Source organism: Peptoniphilus genitalis (genome assembly GCF_023614525.1).
GTDB lineage: Bacteria > Bacillota > Clostridia > Tissierellales > Peptoniphilaceae > Peptoniphilus_A > Peptoniphilus_A genitalis.
Genome location: NZ_CP097885.1, coordinates 1,602,066 through 1,617,867 on the forward strand (window position 1 = coordinate 1,602,066; position 15,802 = coordinate 1,617,867).

General features: G+C 34.3%; 12 protein-coding genes. 11 read left to right on the top strand and 1 reads right to left on the bottom strand.

What is annotated here, in order from left to right; translation table 11 throughout:
• Positions 1-999, top strand: a complete 999-nt coding sequence (gene tsaD / locus M9426_RS07735; protein WP_250341868.1) for a tRNA (adenosine(37)-N6)-threonylcarbamoyltransferase complex transferase subunit TsaD — start codon at positions 1-3, stop codon at positions 997-999.
• 261 nt (positions 1,000-1,260) lie between these two features.
• On the opposite strand, the gene M9426_RS07740 is transcribed toward tsaD, so the two are convergent.
• Positions 1,261-2,778 carry an oleate hydratase gene (locus M9426_RS07740; protein WP_250341869.1) on the bottom strand — a complete coding sequence of 506 codons (1,518 nt, stop codon included), beginning with the start codon at positions 2,776-2,778 and terminating at the stop codon, positions 1,261-1,263.
• A 98-nt stretch (positions 2,779-2,876) separates the two neighbouring features.
• On the opposite strand from M9426_RS07740, the gene M9426_RS07745 reads away from it, so the two are divergent.
• The 10 genes from M9426_RS07745 to purD all read left to right on the top strand — a co-directional run bounded on the left by M9426_RS07745 (position 2,877) and on the right by purD (position 15,635).
• Positions 2,877-5,768: an insulinase family protein gene (locus M9426_RS07745; protein ID WP_250341870.1), complete on the top strand. Its 2,892-nt coding sequence runs from the start codon at positions 2,877-2,879 to the stop codon at positions 5,766-5,768.
• Between the two features lie 10 nt (positions 5,769-5,778).
• Entirely contained in the window at positions 5,779-6,558 is a 780-nt protein-coding gene (locus M9426_RS07750; RefSeq protein ID WP_250341871.1) for an inositol monophosphatase family protein, read from the top strand.
• 177 nt (positions 6,559-6,735) lie between these two features.
• Positions 6,736-7,653: a Ppx/GppA phosphatase family protein gene (locus tag M9426_RS07755; RefSeq protein ID WP_250341872.1), complete on the top strand. Its 918-nt coding sequence runs from the start codon at positions 6,736-6,738 to the stop codon at positions 7,651-7,653.
• Complete coding sequence (ppk1, locus tag M9426_RS07760; RefSeq protein WP_250341873.1) at positions 7,631-9,775, top strand: polyphosphate kinase 1; 2,145 nt, start codon at positions 7,631-7,633, stop codon at positions 9,773-9,775. Before M9426_RS07755 ends, ppk1 begins: the two co-directional genes overlap by 23 nt.
• 298 nt (positions 9,776-10,073) lie before the next feature.
• The gene (locus M9426_RS07765; RefSeq protein WP_005955896.1) at positions 10,074-10,754 is read left to right on the top strand and encodes a phosphoribosylaminoimidazolesuccinocarboxamide synthase; all 681 of its coding nucleotides are present in this window, start codon (positions 10,074-10,076) and stop codon (positions 10,752-10,754) included.
• Between the two features lie 9 nt (positions 10,755-10,763).
• Positions 10,764-11,240, top strand: coding sequence for a 5-(carboxyamino)imidazole ribonucleotide mutase (purE, locus tag M9426_RS07770; RefSeq protein WP_005955862.1), 477 nt, complete (start codon positions 10,764-10,766; stop codon positions 11,238-11,240).
• A gap of 11 nt (positions 11,241-11,251) precedes the next feature.
• Complete coding sequence (purM, locus tag M9426_RS07775; protein WP_250341874.1) at positions 11,252-12,283, top strand: phosphoribosylformylglycinamidine cyclo-ligase; 1,032 nt, start codon at positions 11,252-11,254, stop codon at positions 12,281-12,283.
• Positions 12,267-12,869, top strand: a complete 603-nt coding sequence (gene purN / locus M9426_RS07780) for a phosphoribosylglycinamide formyltransferase (RefSeq protein WP_005955901.1) — start codon at positions 12,267-12,269, stop codon at positions 12,867-12,869. Before purM ends, purN begins: the two co-directional genes overlap by 17 nt.
• Before the next feature lies 1 nt (position 12,870).
• Positions 12,871-14,382 (top strand): bifunctional phosphoribosylaminoimidazolecarboxamide formyltransferase/IMP cyclohydrolase, encoded by a 1,512-nt coding sequence (gene purH, locus M9426_RS07785; RefSeq protein ID WP_250341875.1) that lies wholly within the window; start codon positions 12,871-12,873, stop codon positions 14,380-14,382.
• Between the two features lie 8 nt (positions 14,383-14,390).
• Positions 14,391-15,635, top strand: a complete 1,245-nt coding sequence (gene purD / locus M9426_RS07790; protein ID WP_250341876.1) for a phosphoribosylamine--glycine ligase — start codon at positions 14,391-14,393, stop codon at positions 15,633-15,635.
• Positions 15,636-15,802 lie beyond the last annotated feature (167 nt).

Genomic DNA, 15,802 nt, shown 5'->3' on the forward strand with positions numbered 1-15,802 from the left:
ATGAAAGTTTTAGCAGTGGAATCCTCTTGCGACGAAACTTCCGTTGCTGTAGTTGAAGACGGACGAAAAGTTTATTCCAATGTAATTGCATCACAAATTGATACACACAAAAAATTTGGTGGAGTAGTGCCTGAGATTGCATCGAGACAACACGTTGAGGCAATTAACACAGTATTAAAAGAAGGACTTGATGAAGCAGGTGTGGATCTTAAGGATATAGATATTATTGCAGCCACAAAGGGACCGGGACTTATTGGGGCCCTTCTAGTTGGTCTAAGTGCAGGAAAGACTCTTGCCCTTGCAACTAATAAGCCCTTTGTTGGAGTTAACCACATAGTGGGACACGTTTGTGCAAACTATATTTCCTTTAAAGAATTGGAACCACCCTTTATTGGTTTAATAATTTCTGGTGGTCACACTTATTTAATCGAAGTCAAAGACTATGTTGACTTTACACTTCATGGAAGGACTGTTGACGATGCAGTGGGAGAAGCCTTTGACAAGGTTGCTAGGGCCATGGGCATTGGTTACCCAGGTGGACCTATAGTGGATAAGCTTGCCAAGGAAGGCAAGGAGACCATAGACTTCCCAAGAGTTATGATCAAGGAAGACAATTACAACTTTTCTTTTTCAGGACTTAAGACTGCAGTCCTAAATTATTTAAACTCAACTAAGCTTCGTGGAGAAGAAATTGTTAAAGAAGATGTTTGTAAGTCCTTCCAAGAGGCAGTTGTTGATGTCCTACTTGAAAAGTCCTTTAGACTTGCGAAAGAAAAGAGTATGGATAAAATTGTCCTTTGCGGTGGAGTTTCAGCAAATTCTAGGATAAGAGAAGCCTTTGAAGAAAGGGGCAAGGAAGAAGATATTAAAATCTTCTATCCTGAACTCAAGCTTTGCACAGACAACGCAGCTATGATTGCTTCAGCAGCCTACTATGAATACATGGCTGGCAAGCTTGATGAAGAAAATTTCGCAAACCCAAATTTAGGTTTGGAATAAGTTATTTATTAAAAATCTAAGTCTATGAATAAAAAATATTTCATGGCTTAGATTTTTTTATTTAGTAGTAAAAGTTTACAAGCTTATACTTTTGTAAAAAGAAGTAAATTTATGTGAAGTTATAGACTTTTATAAAGTTACAAGATTTTATGAAGTTATTACTTCTTATAAAGTTAAAAGATTTTATGAAGTCATAATTTTTTACAAGTTGATGAAAACTTGTGGAGTAAAAAATAAAAAAGTGCATTTCTGCACTTAATTTTATAAAGAATTAATAAATTTTAAAATTTCCATCTTAGAAAGACTATTTTCAAAAATTTCTAGGTGGTCAATGCCCATGAGTTCGTGGGCACTTTTTATGCCCTTTTTTACCAACTTTTCAATAGAATAAAGTTCGCCAAAGTCAGAAGCCTTTGATGAAAGGAAAATTAAATTTGAAATTTGATTTAGGTTTTTCTTGTAAACTTCTCCAGGGAGCTTTTTGTAATTTTCCATCATAGAGATAGAAACAGATTTTAAATTAAACCTAAGCTCGCCAAAGTCATCTTCAAGTCCAAAGAGTTTAATAAGTTCGAAGAAAAAATCTTCGCCATTGAGGGCCTTAAAGACATCGCCAATAAAAATTGAATTTTTGTTGGGATTTAAGACCTTTAGGATAATCCTATTGCCAAGAATCTTTGCAGAAATCCCAGACTTAGTCTTGAAAATAAAAAAGTCACTGTCCCTTAAATTATTTTTAATTTTATCTGTGAAGATTGGGTCAGAGAATTCAAAGTTCACATATAAGATACCTGAGTCAGAAGTCTTGCCTTGAATCTCCTTGTAAATGTTATTGCTAGAAATTTTTTTGCCAAAATAATAGGTGTTTAAAATATTCTCTGGCACGCTTTCTGTGTTGCCAAGATAAAGATTGTCCAAGTAAGTTGGGGATTCAATGGAAATAATATCCTTTAAATCTGTGTAAACTTCTTCAACATGTTCATCTTTTTCAAAAACAAGCTTATCCACGTGAGTTTCGGTAGAAGAAAATTCAAGGAACTTGTAACCATCTAAAAACTTAACGCCCAGGTCTTCCAAGTAGCCTCGTAACCTTTCATAAATCATATTGGAGTCCAAGCTGAAGTAAGAGCCTGAGCCAATATAATCAAGAAGAGCTTCCTTTAATTCACTAACTGGAGAAGTGGCTTTCAAGTTGTAGATGCTTGCTAAGTAGTAGTAAAAATTTGAATTCAAAAAGTCTGAAAACAGAAAGTACTTCTCAATACTTGATTCACTTTCAAAATCAAGGGGAGAAAGCATTAACTTGTAGATTTTCTTCTTGCTAACTTCATCAAGCTCATCAACATCATAGGATGAATTCATTGACAAGTCCATTATTCTTGGACTTTCTTTTTTTGTCATCTTTTCATTTAATTCAAGAATTTCTTCTTCAGTCATTATATTTTTTAAAATTTCAAAAGTGTTTTTAAAGTTGTATTGGGAAAATCTGTTGTCAAAGTTTATATAAGTATTTTCTCCGTGAGAGATATTTGCAAACTCATTAAAGCCCTTTGTATAAATATTTATATTTTTTGGATCTAAGTTTGCGTGATTAATAAGTCCATAGGCAAGAGCAAGGTTGCCAAAACCATCGCCTAATAAATATGCAAGAGAGCCTTCGTCACGATTTGGCATTAAGACCTTTACCTCGTCATCAGAAACTCTTTTTGCAGCAAGGATGGCTGCAGAAATTGTTGCAGCTGCAAGAGCTAATTTTTTGATGTCATCTTTTCTTGACATAATTTCACCTCAAGTAGACTTTACCCAATATATAGCCACTTAATTCTAGTTTGTTAAATTGTTTTCTAACAAGTATAATGGAGCTTGGAGGGATTAACTTGAATAAATATAAATTAATCGAAGAGAAATATATAGACGAGGTTGCATCTAAGTGCAAGGTCTATACTCATATAAAGACAGGAGCAAGAGTCTTAACTCTTGAAAACAATGACGACAACAAGGCCTTTGGTATTGGATTTAGGACGCCACCTGTAAGGGGCAATGGTGTCTGTCATATCGTTGAGCACTGCGTACTTTCTGGTTCAAGAAAGTTTAAGACTAAAGAGCCTTTTATGGACCTAATTAAGTCATCGCTACAAACTTTTTTAAATGCCATGACTTTTCCAGACAAGACAATTTATCCAGTTTCATCAAGAAATGAAAAGGACTTTTACAACTTGATGGACGTTTACCTTGATGCAGTTTTCCATCCAGCAATTTATGAAGAAGAAAAAATCTTTCTTCAAGAGGGCTGGCACTATGAATTAAAGGACAAGGATGATGACTTAAAATACAACGGAGTTGTCTACAACGAAATGAAGGGAGTTTACTCTTCATCAGAAAATATTGTGTCAGATGCCATGGTCTTTGCCCTTCATGAGGACTCATCCTATGGAGTTGACTCTGGTGGAGATCCTAAACTTATTCCTAGCCTAAGCTACCAAGAATTTAAGGACTATCACCAAAAATACTACCACCCATCAAACTCCTACATCTATCTTTATGGAAATCAAAATATGGAAGAAGCCTTAGACTTCATTGACAAAAATTATTTGCAAGACTTTGACAAGGCTGAAATCAATTCAGAAATTATCTTAAATGATGAAATAAAAGAAACTAAGGATGTGGAAATTACATTTTCTGCATCAAAGGAAGAAATGAAGGACAAGATTGACTACCTATCCAAGGGTTGGACAATTGGTTATGCCGACTCCAAGATGGATGTCTTTATGCGTGACTTCTTGGCAGAACTTTTAATTGAAGCTCAAGGAGGGCCACTAAGAAAGGCAATTCTAGATGCAGGTCTTGCTGAAGATGTATATTCAGAAACTTCATCTTCACTTCCTCTAGACCTATCAATAGTTTTAAAAAATACTGACGCAGATAAGAAAGATGAATTTTTAAAAGTTTTAAAGGACACTTTAGAAAAACTTGTTGAAGAGGGAATCGACAAGGACCTACTTGAAGCAACTTTAAATAAATTTGAATTTATCTTTAGAGAGGGTGGAGGAACTCAAAAGGCAATAATCTATTATATTAGGGCTCTAAACTCATGGCTTTACGACCAATCACCACTTGACGCCCTCTACTACAACGATGTTTTAGAAGTAGTTAAGGAAAAACTTGATGATGGTTTTGTAGAAAATTACATCAAGGAAAAACTTATAGACAACGAGTATTCTGTAAATCTTCTTGCAAGACCAGAGCTAAATAAAAATGACAAGGAAGAAGAGTCCTTAAGAAAAGAATTAGAAGACCTCAAGGCAAAAATGTCAGAGGAAGAAATTGATGAAATTGTAAAAAAATCAAGAGACCTTGAAGATTATCAAAATGCTGAAGACTCAAAGGAAAACAAGGACACAATTCCTTCCCTAGACTTATCTGATATAGACGAAAAAGTAACTCGTTACCCAGTGGAAGAAGACAAAATTGGAGATGTGATTTATTTAAAATCAAATCAAGAGACAAATGGAATTGTCTACACAAGTCTATCTCATGACATCTCTTTTATAGAAAAAGGAGAGATGGAGACAATGTCCCTTCTACTTTCATTAATTGGACTAATTGATACAGAAAATTACACTTATGAAGAATTAAATAACGAAATTTACAAGGCGACTGGTGGAATTTCCTTTAACCCAGCTGTATATGTTGATGCAAAGGACAAGGAAAAATATGTCCTAAGGATGAACATAAAGATGAAGTCAACTGCAGATAAGTTTGGACGAGGCCTTGAAATTATTGATGAAATAATGAAGAGGTCAATCCTCGATTCCAAAAAGAGGGTTAGGGAACTTCTAAATATTTTAAAATCAAGAATTGAATCCACAATGTTACAAAATGGCCACCAATTTATAATTTCAATTTTAAAATCCTACTATTCAAGAGTTGCAGACATTCAATCCCACATTGGAGGACTAAATTATTATAAGTTCATGAGAGATTTTGTTGAAAACTTTGAAGATAAGTGGGAAGATTTTGAAAAAGAAGCAGAAAAAATTTATGAAAAACTTTTTGTTAGAGACAACTTAATTATTACAACTACAGGAAACCTAGCTGATTTAGATAGACTTAAGCCTGAGCTAGAAAAATATATTAAGTCTTTAGAAGTTAAAAACATAAAGCCAGCAGATTATGAATTTAAAAGAGAAAATAAAAATGAGGGGCTTTATACAACTTCAAATGTTGTCTACGTATCAAAGGGTTATGACCTTGAAGACTTGGGATTAAAATACAGTGGAGACCTAACAGTACTCGCAAACATTTTAAACTCATCCTTCCTTCACAACGAAATTAGGGCCAAGGGCGGAGCCTATGGTGGAGGTATTTCTATTGGAAGGTCTGGCGACATGGCGACTTACTCTTATAGGGATCCAAATTTAAAAAACACAGTTAAGGTTTACGACTCTATTGGAAACTTTGTAGAAAATTTAAAGATGGAAGATGAGGACTTAAAGAACTTTATCATTGGATCAATGAACTCCTTTGACCCACTACTTTCTCCAGAACAAATTGGAGATATTAACCTATCAAGATTTATAACAGGACTTACAATAGAAGACTTAGAAAAATCTAAGAAGGAAGCTCTTGAAACAAACTTGGAAAGATTAAATACCTATGGAAAATTCTTTGATGAAGCCATGAAGATAAATTACCTTGCTGCCTTTGGTAGTGAAAGCATAATTAGGGATGGGGCTGACCTCTTTAAGGAAATAAAATCCATTAAGTGATTGGTGAACTATGATTAATTACGAAGACATATTAAGTGAAATTGAAAGGCTAATGAAGGAAGCTTCAAAAATTTTCTTTGACTTAGACCCACAAAATAATTTTGAGATGAAGGGGAGGAATGACTTTGTAACAGAAGTCGACTTCAAGGTCCAAGAAGTTTTAGAGGGAGAACTTTTAAAACTAATAGAAGGATCTAACCTCTTGGCAGAAGAAAAGGGAAAGTCAAGTGCAGAGATAAAAGACTACACTTGGGTCCTTGATCCCGTTGATGGAACAAGCAACTTAGTCCATGGATTTCAACACTCAGTTATTAGCTTGGCACTGATTGAAAAATCAGAAATTGTCATAGGTGCAGTTTACGAACCCTATAGAGATGAATTTTTTTCAGCAATAAAAGGTCAGGGCTCAAGACTAAATGGTAAAGTCATTAGAGTTTCTCATAACGAAGAACTTGCCAACTCTCTTATTGGTGTTGGAACTGGTGGAGGAAGATTGGGAAGAATTGACGAGACCTTTGAGATGATGAGATTTATTTACGAGAATACAAATGGCATAAGAAGAATTGGGACTGCAGCCCTTGAGATGTGCTACTCGGCTTGCGGAAGGTACGACGCCTTTATAGAAGACGACCTAAATCTTTGGGACTACGCAGCAGGGACCTTAATAGTTAGAGAAGCTGGCGGACAAGTCATCAATATGCATGGAGAAGAAGTCAAGATAGAAAGAAGAGGCGGAATAATATCTGGCTCCAAAAAAATTGTTGATGAATTAAAAAGATTTACCTATTAAGTTAAAAAATAAAATTTATAAGATCAAAAAACTTTTAAGGCAGGATGAAATTTCATCCTGTCTTTTTAGATGAAAATCTTTATAAAAATTACATTTTCTAAAAGAAAAATTTACAAGAAATTTACAATTGAAGTTTAAGATTATTGTGAAGACTTATGAGGAAGGATGAGGTTATTTATGAGAGACGCAATAGTGGATATTGGCTCCAACACAATTAGGTTAATTGTCTTTGATGTAGAAGAGAATTCTATAGATTATAAAAAAGTATTAAACAAGAAGTACACCGTTGGACTTATAACTTATGTTCATGATGGAGAACTTTCTAGAAAGGGAATTAAGAAACTTATAAAAACTCTTGATAGCGTAAAAAAAATTGTAGAAGAACTAAAGGTTGAAACTTTTTCTCCCTTTGCAACAGCATCCCTTAGGAATTTAGATAACTTAGAAGAAGTCTTATCTATGGTCAAGGAAGAACTTGACATAGATATTGATGTCTTGGACCAAGTTGAAGAAGCCTTCCTTGGTAATGTTGGAATAAGAAGTGAGATAGATATAGAGGAGGGCGTGTCTATAGATATTGGTGGCGCCAGCACCGAAGTGGTTTATTTTGATAAAGAAGGACCTAAGGAGTTTTTAAACCTAAATACTGGATCTCTTTTACTTTATAAGGATAATGTATCGAGAATTTTGCCTAAGAAAAAAGAAATGCGTACTATTAAAAAAGCAGTCCTTCGTGAAATTAATTCTAATAATTTTTCTAGTAAAAGTAACAAGTTTATTGGTATTGGTGGATCCATAAGAACTACAGGTAAAATTATAGAAGATCTTTGGGGAGGGGATGAAAAATCTTTTAGCTTGGAAGACCTAGATAAGTTAATAGAATTAATTAAAGATAAAAACACAGACATTATAAGGTCTATTATTAGTATCAATCCTGCAAGAATCCACACCACAGTTCCTGGTATAATTATATTAAGGACTCTTATGGAAAAACTTAATATAAAAGAGATACAAGTTTCAGCAAAGGGGCTAAGAGAAGGTTATTTGATTTATAAAGTATTGGAAGGTAATAATGAAATCACATTTTCAAAATAGAGAATTATCCTGGATAAGATTTAATGAAAGAGTACTTTTAGAGGCAACTGAAGATGAAGTTCCAGACCTGGAGAAATTAAAATTTATTAGTATTTTTATTTCAAACTTAGATGAATTCTTCATGGTTAGGGTTGGTTCTCTTCATGACCTATCTTCTTTGAAAAAAGAAGTGAAGGACAATAAGACGGGAATGAACGCAGAGGAACAAATCCAAGCAATCTTAAAGTCTCTTCCAAAAATTTATGAAGAAAAGGACGAAATTTTTAATAAAGTAAGTGAAAGCTTAGAAAAGTCCAATATAAGACAGTTGAAGTATAAGAACCTAGACAAAAAGCAAAAAGATTTTGTAAAAGACTTTTACGTGAAGAGAATTGACCAACTTGTATCACCACAAATAGTTGATTTAAATCATCCTTTTCCCTTTTTAGAAAATACAAAACTTTATGCAATAGCTCAATTGGAAAAAGACAAGGAAAAAGTATTTGGAATAGTGCCAGTTAGAAACACTTACCCAAAATATTTAGTTCTTCCAGGAGAAAACTTTGAGTATATCTTGATGGAAGAAATAATTCTAAATGAAATTGAAGAGATTTTTAAGGACTATGAAGTCTTATCTAAAAATATTATAAAGGTGACAAGGAATACTGACTTTGTTGACGATAGGGACACCTGGGAAGAGTTTGACGATTATACTGAGTATATGAAGACAATCTTAAAGAAGAGGAAGAGATTAAATGTTGTTAGATTGGAATCAGAAGGAAGCCTCAATAGGGCAAGTCTTAAGTTCCTCTTGAAGAAGTTAGAGTTAGAAGAAGCTGCTTACTTCTCTTCAGTATCTCCTCTCAACATGAAGTATGTTTTTGATTTAATTGATGACATTCCCAAGGCAATAAAAACTGGCCTATTGTACAAGGAATTTAGGCAATACAATCCTTGCGACTATTCATGGAGTGTAACAGAAGATATAAGAACTAAAGACAGAATCCTTTCTTATCCTTATGACAGCATGGATACTTTTATAGCTTTATTAAAGGAAGCTGCAAAAGATCCAGAATGTAAGTCAATAAAGATAACAATTTATAGATTGGCAAAGAATTCAAAAGTTGTGAGATACTTAACAGAGGCTGCACAAAACGGAAAAGAAGTAACAGTTTTTGTCGAGATAAAGGCAAGGTTTGATGAAGAATCAAATATAAACTATGCTAATCTTCTTTATGAAGAAGGCTGTAATATCATCTATGGCTTTAACAAGTACAAGATGCATTCCAAAATTTGTCTAATAACTTATAGGGACAACTTGACTGGAAACTTAAATTATATTACACAAATTGGTACGGGAAATTATAACGAATCCACTGCCAAGCAGTACACTGACTTTGCACTAATGACTGCCAATCCAGAAATTGGTCTTGATGCAACAGATTTCTTTAAAAATATGTCAATTGGAAATTTAGATGGTAAGTATAAGCATCTCTTGCAGTCGCCAACCTCTCTAAAGTCAGGACTTATGAATCTAGTAGAAAGGGAGATTCAAAAGGGAGAAGATGGTTACATCTTTTGCAAATTTAACTCTCTAACAGATAAGGATTTTATAGAAAAATTTGTTGAAGCTTCTCAAAAGGGAGTCATGGTGGATTTAATTATAAGAGGGACATCTTGTCTTCTTCCTGGAATAGAAGGTCAAAGTGAAAATATAAGAATTAGGTCTATTGTTGGAAGATTTTTGGAGCACCCAAGAGTCTATGTCTTTGGAAAGGACAAAAAAGATATCTACATTTCCTCTGCTGATCTCATGACAAGAAACACTGAAAAGAGAGTAGAGATTGCCACACCAGTCTTAGATGAAGAAATAAGACATAGAATAATAAAATATCTTGAAATACAAATGCAAGACAATGTTGGTGCAAGACTAATGAATAGTGATGGAGAATATGAAAAAATAGAAATTGAGAATGAAAAGATTTCATCGCAAAATTATTTTATTAGTGAAGCAGAAGATAAAATTATTGCATCAGTGGATAGCAAGAAAGAAAATACTGAAGAAAATAATCTGAAGAGAAAGAATAAAGAAAAAAAACATGGATTATTTTTAAATAAATTATTAAAGATCTTTAAGAAATAAAATTTAATTTAAAAACATTTTTTACTTTTGATTAAGTAATATAAAGCTTAAATTCATAATTTTTAAATTTAAGTCAAGTTTATAAAAACTATTGACAATTAAAAATTAAATTGTTACTATCTAAGAGTACGAGAGCTCTTATCATGAGTGAAAGTGTGCCTAGGGATCCGGGCTTTGCCAAGGACCGAGCGGTACGGGTACTTTTATTAAAGTATCACACCTTAGGGAAAAAAGCCCAGAGGGGTAGGTTTTACGAAATCTGCCTCTTTGGGCTTTATTTAATTTACTGGAGGAAATTATGAAAACTATTTACCAAGGAAAAACTAAGAATGTATTAGAAGACAACGGAAGATGTTACCTACAATTCAAGGATGACATGACAGGAACTGACGGAGTTTTTGATACTGGTGGAAACCAAGTAGCTGGTAGTATTGAAGGTGCAGGTAAAGAATGTCTAAAGGTTACTAAATACTTCTTTGAAAAAATCAACGAAGCAGGAATTAACACTCACTACATTTCTTCTGACCTTGACAATAATTTAATGGAAGTAAAAAGAGCAAGTGTATTTGGTAAAGGTCTTGAAGTTATTACAAGATTTAAGGCTGTTGGATCTTTCTACAGAAGATATGGTCTTTATGTAGAAGAAGGTGCTGACCTTCCAGAATATACTGAAATCACTTTAAAAGATGATGGAAGAGACGATCCACTTATTACTAAAGAAGGACTTGTTACCCTAGGTATCTTAAAAGCTGAAGAATATGATACAATCGTAGAAATGAATAGAAAAATTGCAAATATTGTAAAAGACCTTTTAAAAGAAAAGGGACTAGACCTTTACGATATTAAGTTTGAATATGGTAGACTTGAAGGATCAGACGAAATCGTCTTAATTGACGAAGTTAGTGGTGGAAACATGAGAGCCTACAAAGATGGAGTATATGTAAAACCTCTTGATGTTTCAAAATATTTAGGAATTTAAGGAGTAAAAATGAGAGTATCAATTATAATGGGTTCAATTTCCGACAGAGAAATTGCAGACAAGATAGTTGCAAAATTAATGGAATTTGGAATTGAATATGAAGCCAAAGTAATTTCTGCTCACAGAGCCTTAAAAGAGTTACAAGAATATGTAAAAAATGCTGAAGATGAAAGCCAAGTTTTCATTTCAATAGCAGGCAAGGCTGCCCACCTTGGTGGAGTTATAGCAGCTCTTACTACAAGACCTGTTATTGGAGTTCCTGTTAAGAGTTCAACTCTTGACGGACTTGATGCACTTCTTTCCACTGTTCAAATGCCAAGTGGAGTACCTGTTGCTACAGTTGCTATTAATGGTGGAGAAAATGCTGCAATCCTAGCTGCAGAAATTTTGGCTATTTCTGATGACAATTTAAAGGAAAAGCTAAGACAATTTAGGTCTGATATGTCAGAAAAAATTGCAAACACCGAATATATTTACGAAGGATAAAAGGAGCGGAGATGGCAATTAATTATAAGAATGCAGGCGTAGATGTTGATGCCGGTCAAAGAGAAGTTGAATTAATTAAGGGTATTGTTAAAAAAACTCAATCAAGGGATGTCTTATCATCCCTTGGGGGTTTTTCTGGTTTATTTAATTTAGACCTAGATGGAATTAAAAATCCTGTGCTTTGTAGTGGTACAGATGGTGTTGGAACTAAGGTTATCTTGGCTCACATGCTTGATAAGCACGACACTATTGGTATTGACTGTGTGGCCATGTGTGTAAATGATATTTTATGCCAAGGCGCTAAGCCACTTTTCTTCTTAGACTACATTGCAACTGGAAAATTAATTCCAGAAAAGATGGAAGAAATTGTTAAGGGAGTTGCCGAAGGTTGTATCCAATCTTCTGCATCACTTATTGGTGGCGAAACAGCAGAAATGCCTGGAGTTTACCAAGAAGACCAATATGACCTAGCAGGTTTTGCTGTTGGAGTAGTTGATAAGGACAAGATTATCGATGGTTCTAGCATCAAGGAAGGCGATATAGTATTTGGACTTTCTTCCAATGGTATCCACTCTAATGGTTATTCACTTGTTAGAAAAATTGTCTTTGACCACTGCAAGCTTGATTTAAATGAAGAAATTGATGAATTAAATTGTACTCTAGGGGAAGAACTTTTAAAGCCAACAAGGATTTATGTTAAGGAAATTCTTGAACTTTTAAAAACTGTAGACATAAAGGGAATGAGTCACATAACAGGTGGCGGCTTCTACGAAAATATTCCTAGGATGATTCCAGATGGACTTTGTGCAAAGCTTGATGCATCTGTAATCGATACTCCTGAAATATTTAAGCTTTTAAAGAAGTGGGCTGATCTTAAGGATGAAGACATGTACGCTACCTTTAATATGGGAGTAGGCTTTACTCTTGTTGTAGCTCAAGAGGATAAGGAAAAAGTTGTTGACTTCTTTAATAAGACTGACTTAAAGCTTTATGAACTTGGAAAAGTTGTAGCTGGAGAAGATAAAATTGACCTTAGCCTCTAAAAATATCGCAGTTTTAATTTCAGGTGGTGGCACAAATTTACAAGCTATCATTGACAATACAGAAAACAATTATATCAATGGAAAAATAAAAATTGTCATTTCCAATAAAGAAGATGCTTATGGTTTAGTGAGAGCAGAGAAGGCAGGCATACCTGGTTTCTTTATAAAAGATGATGAAGAACTAATAAGCAAGCTAAGAGAATATAATATTGACTTAATCATTCTGGCAGGATACTTAAAAATCTTGCCAGAAAAAATTACCAAGATTTATGAGAATAAAATAATAAACATACATCCATCATTAATTCCTGCCTTTTGTGGCAGGGGTTATTATGGATTAAAAGTCCATGAGGCCGTCATAAAAAGAGGTGTCAAGTACACTGGAGCCACAACTCATTTTGTAAATGAGGGAGCAGATGAGGGTCCTATTATCATGCAAAGAATTGTTGAAGTTGAAGGGGAGAATCCTGAAGAGCTTCAACAAAAGGTTTTAAAGATTGAGCACGAAATTTTGCCTCTTTCTGTAAAATATTTTTGCGAGGATAAGTTAAAAGTTGTTAATGGAAAAGTTGTAATTGGAGGTTAGGATGAGGGCACTTATTTCAGTTTATGACAAAGAAGGAATTGTTGAATTTGCCAAGGAACTTGTTAATAGAGGTTGGGAAATCATTTCTACTGGTGGAACTTATAATAAGTTAAAGGATGCAGGAATAGATGTAATATCTGTAGACAAGCTTACTGGCTTTCCAGAAATTTTAGATGGAAGGGTAAAGACTCTTAACCCAAAAATTCATGCTGGCATCCTTGCTAGACGTGACTTAAAAGATCACATGGAAACTTTAAAGGAAGAAGAAATTGAAACAATTGATATGGTTGTAAACAATCTCTATCCCTTTGAAGAAAAGTTGCTTGAAAATGCAGACCACGAAACTATGATTGAAAACATAGATATTGGTGGTCCATCAATGATTAGGGCAGCTGCCAAAAATTATAAGGATGTCTACATTGTAACTGATCCAGCAGACTACAAGCTTGTACTCGAGTACATAGACAAAAAAGATCCAAAATTTAATGAGTATTTAGCCAACAAGGCCTTTAGTTACACTGCTCATTATGATGCAGTAATTTCAAATTATTTTTCAAAAAGACAAGGGGAAAAATTCCCAAGATACATTAACAAGTCCTACAAGCTGGTTGAAGAATTGCGATATGGTGAAAATCCTCACCAAAGTGCAGCCTTTTATGAAGATTCCTACACACCAGACAAGATCGAATACAAGGTTCTTCATGGAAAACAAGTTTCTTACAACAACTTAAATGATATGTACTCTGCCCTAAATGCAGTTATAAATTTTGAAAAACCAGCTGCTGTTGCTATTAAGCACACTAACCCTTGTGGAATTGGCACTGGAGACAGTCTTGAAGAAGCCTTTGTAAAGGCTTATGAATGTGATGACGAATCAATTTTTGGTGGAATCATTGCCCTAAACAGGGAAGTTGATGTAAAAACTGCAGAGCATTTATCAAAAATTTTCTTAGAAATTGTAGCTGCACCAAGTTTTTCTAAGGAAGCCTATGACCTTCTAGCTCAAAAGAAAAATATTAGGCTTATAGAAATCCCTGACTTTGAAAAACTTTATGACCCAGGCTTTAGATTTAAACAAGTCCTTAATGGAATTATTATCCAAAACTCTGATGATGTGATTTGGGACCAAGACAAACTTGACTTCGTTTCAAATAGAAAACCAACTGAAAAGGAACTCGAAGAATTAAAATTTGCCTTTACTTGCTGCAAGACAACTTTTTCAAACTCAGTTGTTATTGCAAAGGATGGGGGTACACTTGCCCTTGGTCAAGGAGAAACTAAGAGGTCTTGGGCAGTAGAAGAAGCAATTGAAAGGGCTGGAGAAAAGATAAAAGGCGCAGTCCTTGCATCAGATGGATTTTTCTTTAGAGACACAATAGAACTTCTTCACAAGGCAGGCATTAATGTAATAGTTCAACCAGGTGGATCCGTTAAGGACCAAGAAGTTATAGATTATGCAAATGAAAATAATATTTGTCTTGTCTTTACTAATATGAGACATTTTAGACACTAGGAGGCCAAATGAAAGTACTTGTAATTGGAAATGGTGGAAGAGAGCACGCACTTGCATGGAAGCTTAAGGAAAGTAAATCCGTTGATAAAATTTATATGGCAAGGGGCAATGGGGGGACAGAAGACTTCTGTGAAAACCTAGATATTGACCCAACAGACATAGAAAAACTTCTTGCCTTTGCAGTGGAAAACAAGATTGATTTAACAGTAGTGGGACCAGAAGATCCACTATGTGCAGGTATAGTTGATGCCTTTAACGAAAAGGGACTTAGGGTTTTTGGACCAAACAAGGCTTGTGCGAGATTTGAAAAGTCTAAGGAATTTACAAAAATATTCCTAGAAAAATATTCTATACCAACTGCAAAATATAAGAGCTTTGAATCCTATGACCATGCAGAAAAAGGTCTTGAAAAATTTTCTTATCCTCTAGTTGTAAAGGCAGATGGACTTTGCTTTGGTAAGGGAGTTATAATTTGCCAAGACAGAGATGAAGCAGTAGACGCCCTTGAAAAAATATTTAAGGACAAGATTTTTGGTGACCAAGGAAACACAGTTGTTATAGAAGAATTCTTGACAGGAGAAGAGGCATCTGTCCTTTGCCTAGTTTCAAATAATAAATTATTCCCACTTGAAAGAGCCAAAGACCACAAGCAAATCTTTGACGGAGACAAGGGACCAAACACTGGTGGAGTTGGAACTTATTCCCCAGTATCAGCAAGCCCTAAGCTAGAAGAAAATCTTGAAAAAATTTACAAACAAATTGAAGACGGGCTTAATAAAGAAGGTCTTCACTATTCAGGAATCCTCTTTGTTGGATTTATGATTAAAGATGATATGCCAAAAGTTCTTGAATTTAATGTAAGATTTGGCGACCCAGAGACAGAAGTCCTAATGCCAAGACTTGACGTAGACTTGTATGAACTTTTGAATAAGACAATTGATGGAAAGCTTAAAAAAGATGACATCAGATGGAAGGATGAAACTTGTCTAACAGTTATAATGTGTTCAGGTGGTTATCCAGGATCCTATGAAAAGGGAAAACTTATTGAAGGACTTGATAAGGTGGACAAGGACATAATTGTCTTCCATAATGGAACTAAGAAGACTGATGGTCTATACACAAATGGTGGAAGAGTTCTATCAATTACAGCCTTAGGGAAAAATTTAGATGAAGCTCGTAAGAAGGCCTACGACAATGTAGAAAGAATTTCCTTCGAAGGAGCATATTATAGAAAAGATATAGGAAGTAAATAAAAATTTATTTTTCTACAAAAATTATAAATGAAAATTTGCAGGTGCTTTATGACAATCACCTGCTTTTTTTATTTTATTTATAGATGGAAGAGTTTAACTTTGTTATAATTAATGTATCGAGAAAGCGAATTCAATACATCCGTAAGCTCAGAGTGAAATAAACTACA

Excerpts from the sequence above, each read along its gene's own strand:
- M9426_RS07750 (WP_250341871.1), top strand. The coding sequence starts at position 5,779 with ATGATTAATTACGAAGACATATTAAGTGAAATTGAAAGGCTAATGAAG.
- M9426_RS07740 (WP_250341869.1), bottom strand. The coding sequence starts at position 2,778 with ATGTCAAGAAAAGATGACATCAAAAAATTAGCTCTTGCAGCTGCAACA.
- purD (WP_250341876.1), top strand. The coding sequence starts at position 14,391 with ATGAAAGTACTTGTAATTGGAAATGGTGGAAGAGAGCACGCACTTGCA.
- purE (WP_005955862.1), top strand. The coding sequence starts at position 10,764 with ATGAGAGTATCAATTATAATGGGTTCAATTTCCGACAGAGAAATTGCA.
- ppk1 (WP_250341873.1), top strand. The coding sequence starts at position 7,631 with ATGAAATCACATTTTCAAAATAGAGAATTATCCTGGATAAGATTTAAT.
- purM (WP_250341874.1), top strand. The coding sequence starts at position 11,252 with ATGGCAATTAATTATAAGAATGCAGGCGTAGATGTTGATGCCGGTCAA.
- M9426_RS07755 (WP_250341872.1), top strand. The coding sequence starts at position 6,736 with ATGAGAGACGCAATAGTGGATATTGGCTCCAACACAATTAGGTTAATT.
- purH (WP_250341875.1), top strand. The coding sequence starts at position 12,871 with ATGAGGGCACTTATTTCAGTTTATGACAAAGAAGGAATTGTTGAATTT.
- tsaD (WP_250341868.1), top strand. The coding sequence starts at position 1 with ATGAAAGTTTTAGCAGTGGAATCCTCTTGCGACGAAACTTCCGTTGCT.
- M9426_RS07765 (WP_005955896.1), top strand. The coding sequence starts at position 10,074 with ATGAAAACTATTTACCAAGGAAAAACTAAGAATGTATTAGAAGACAAC.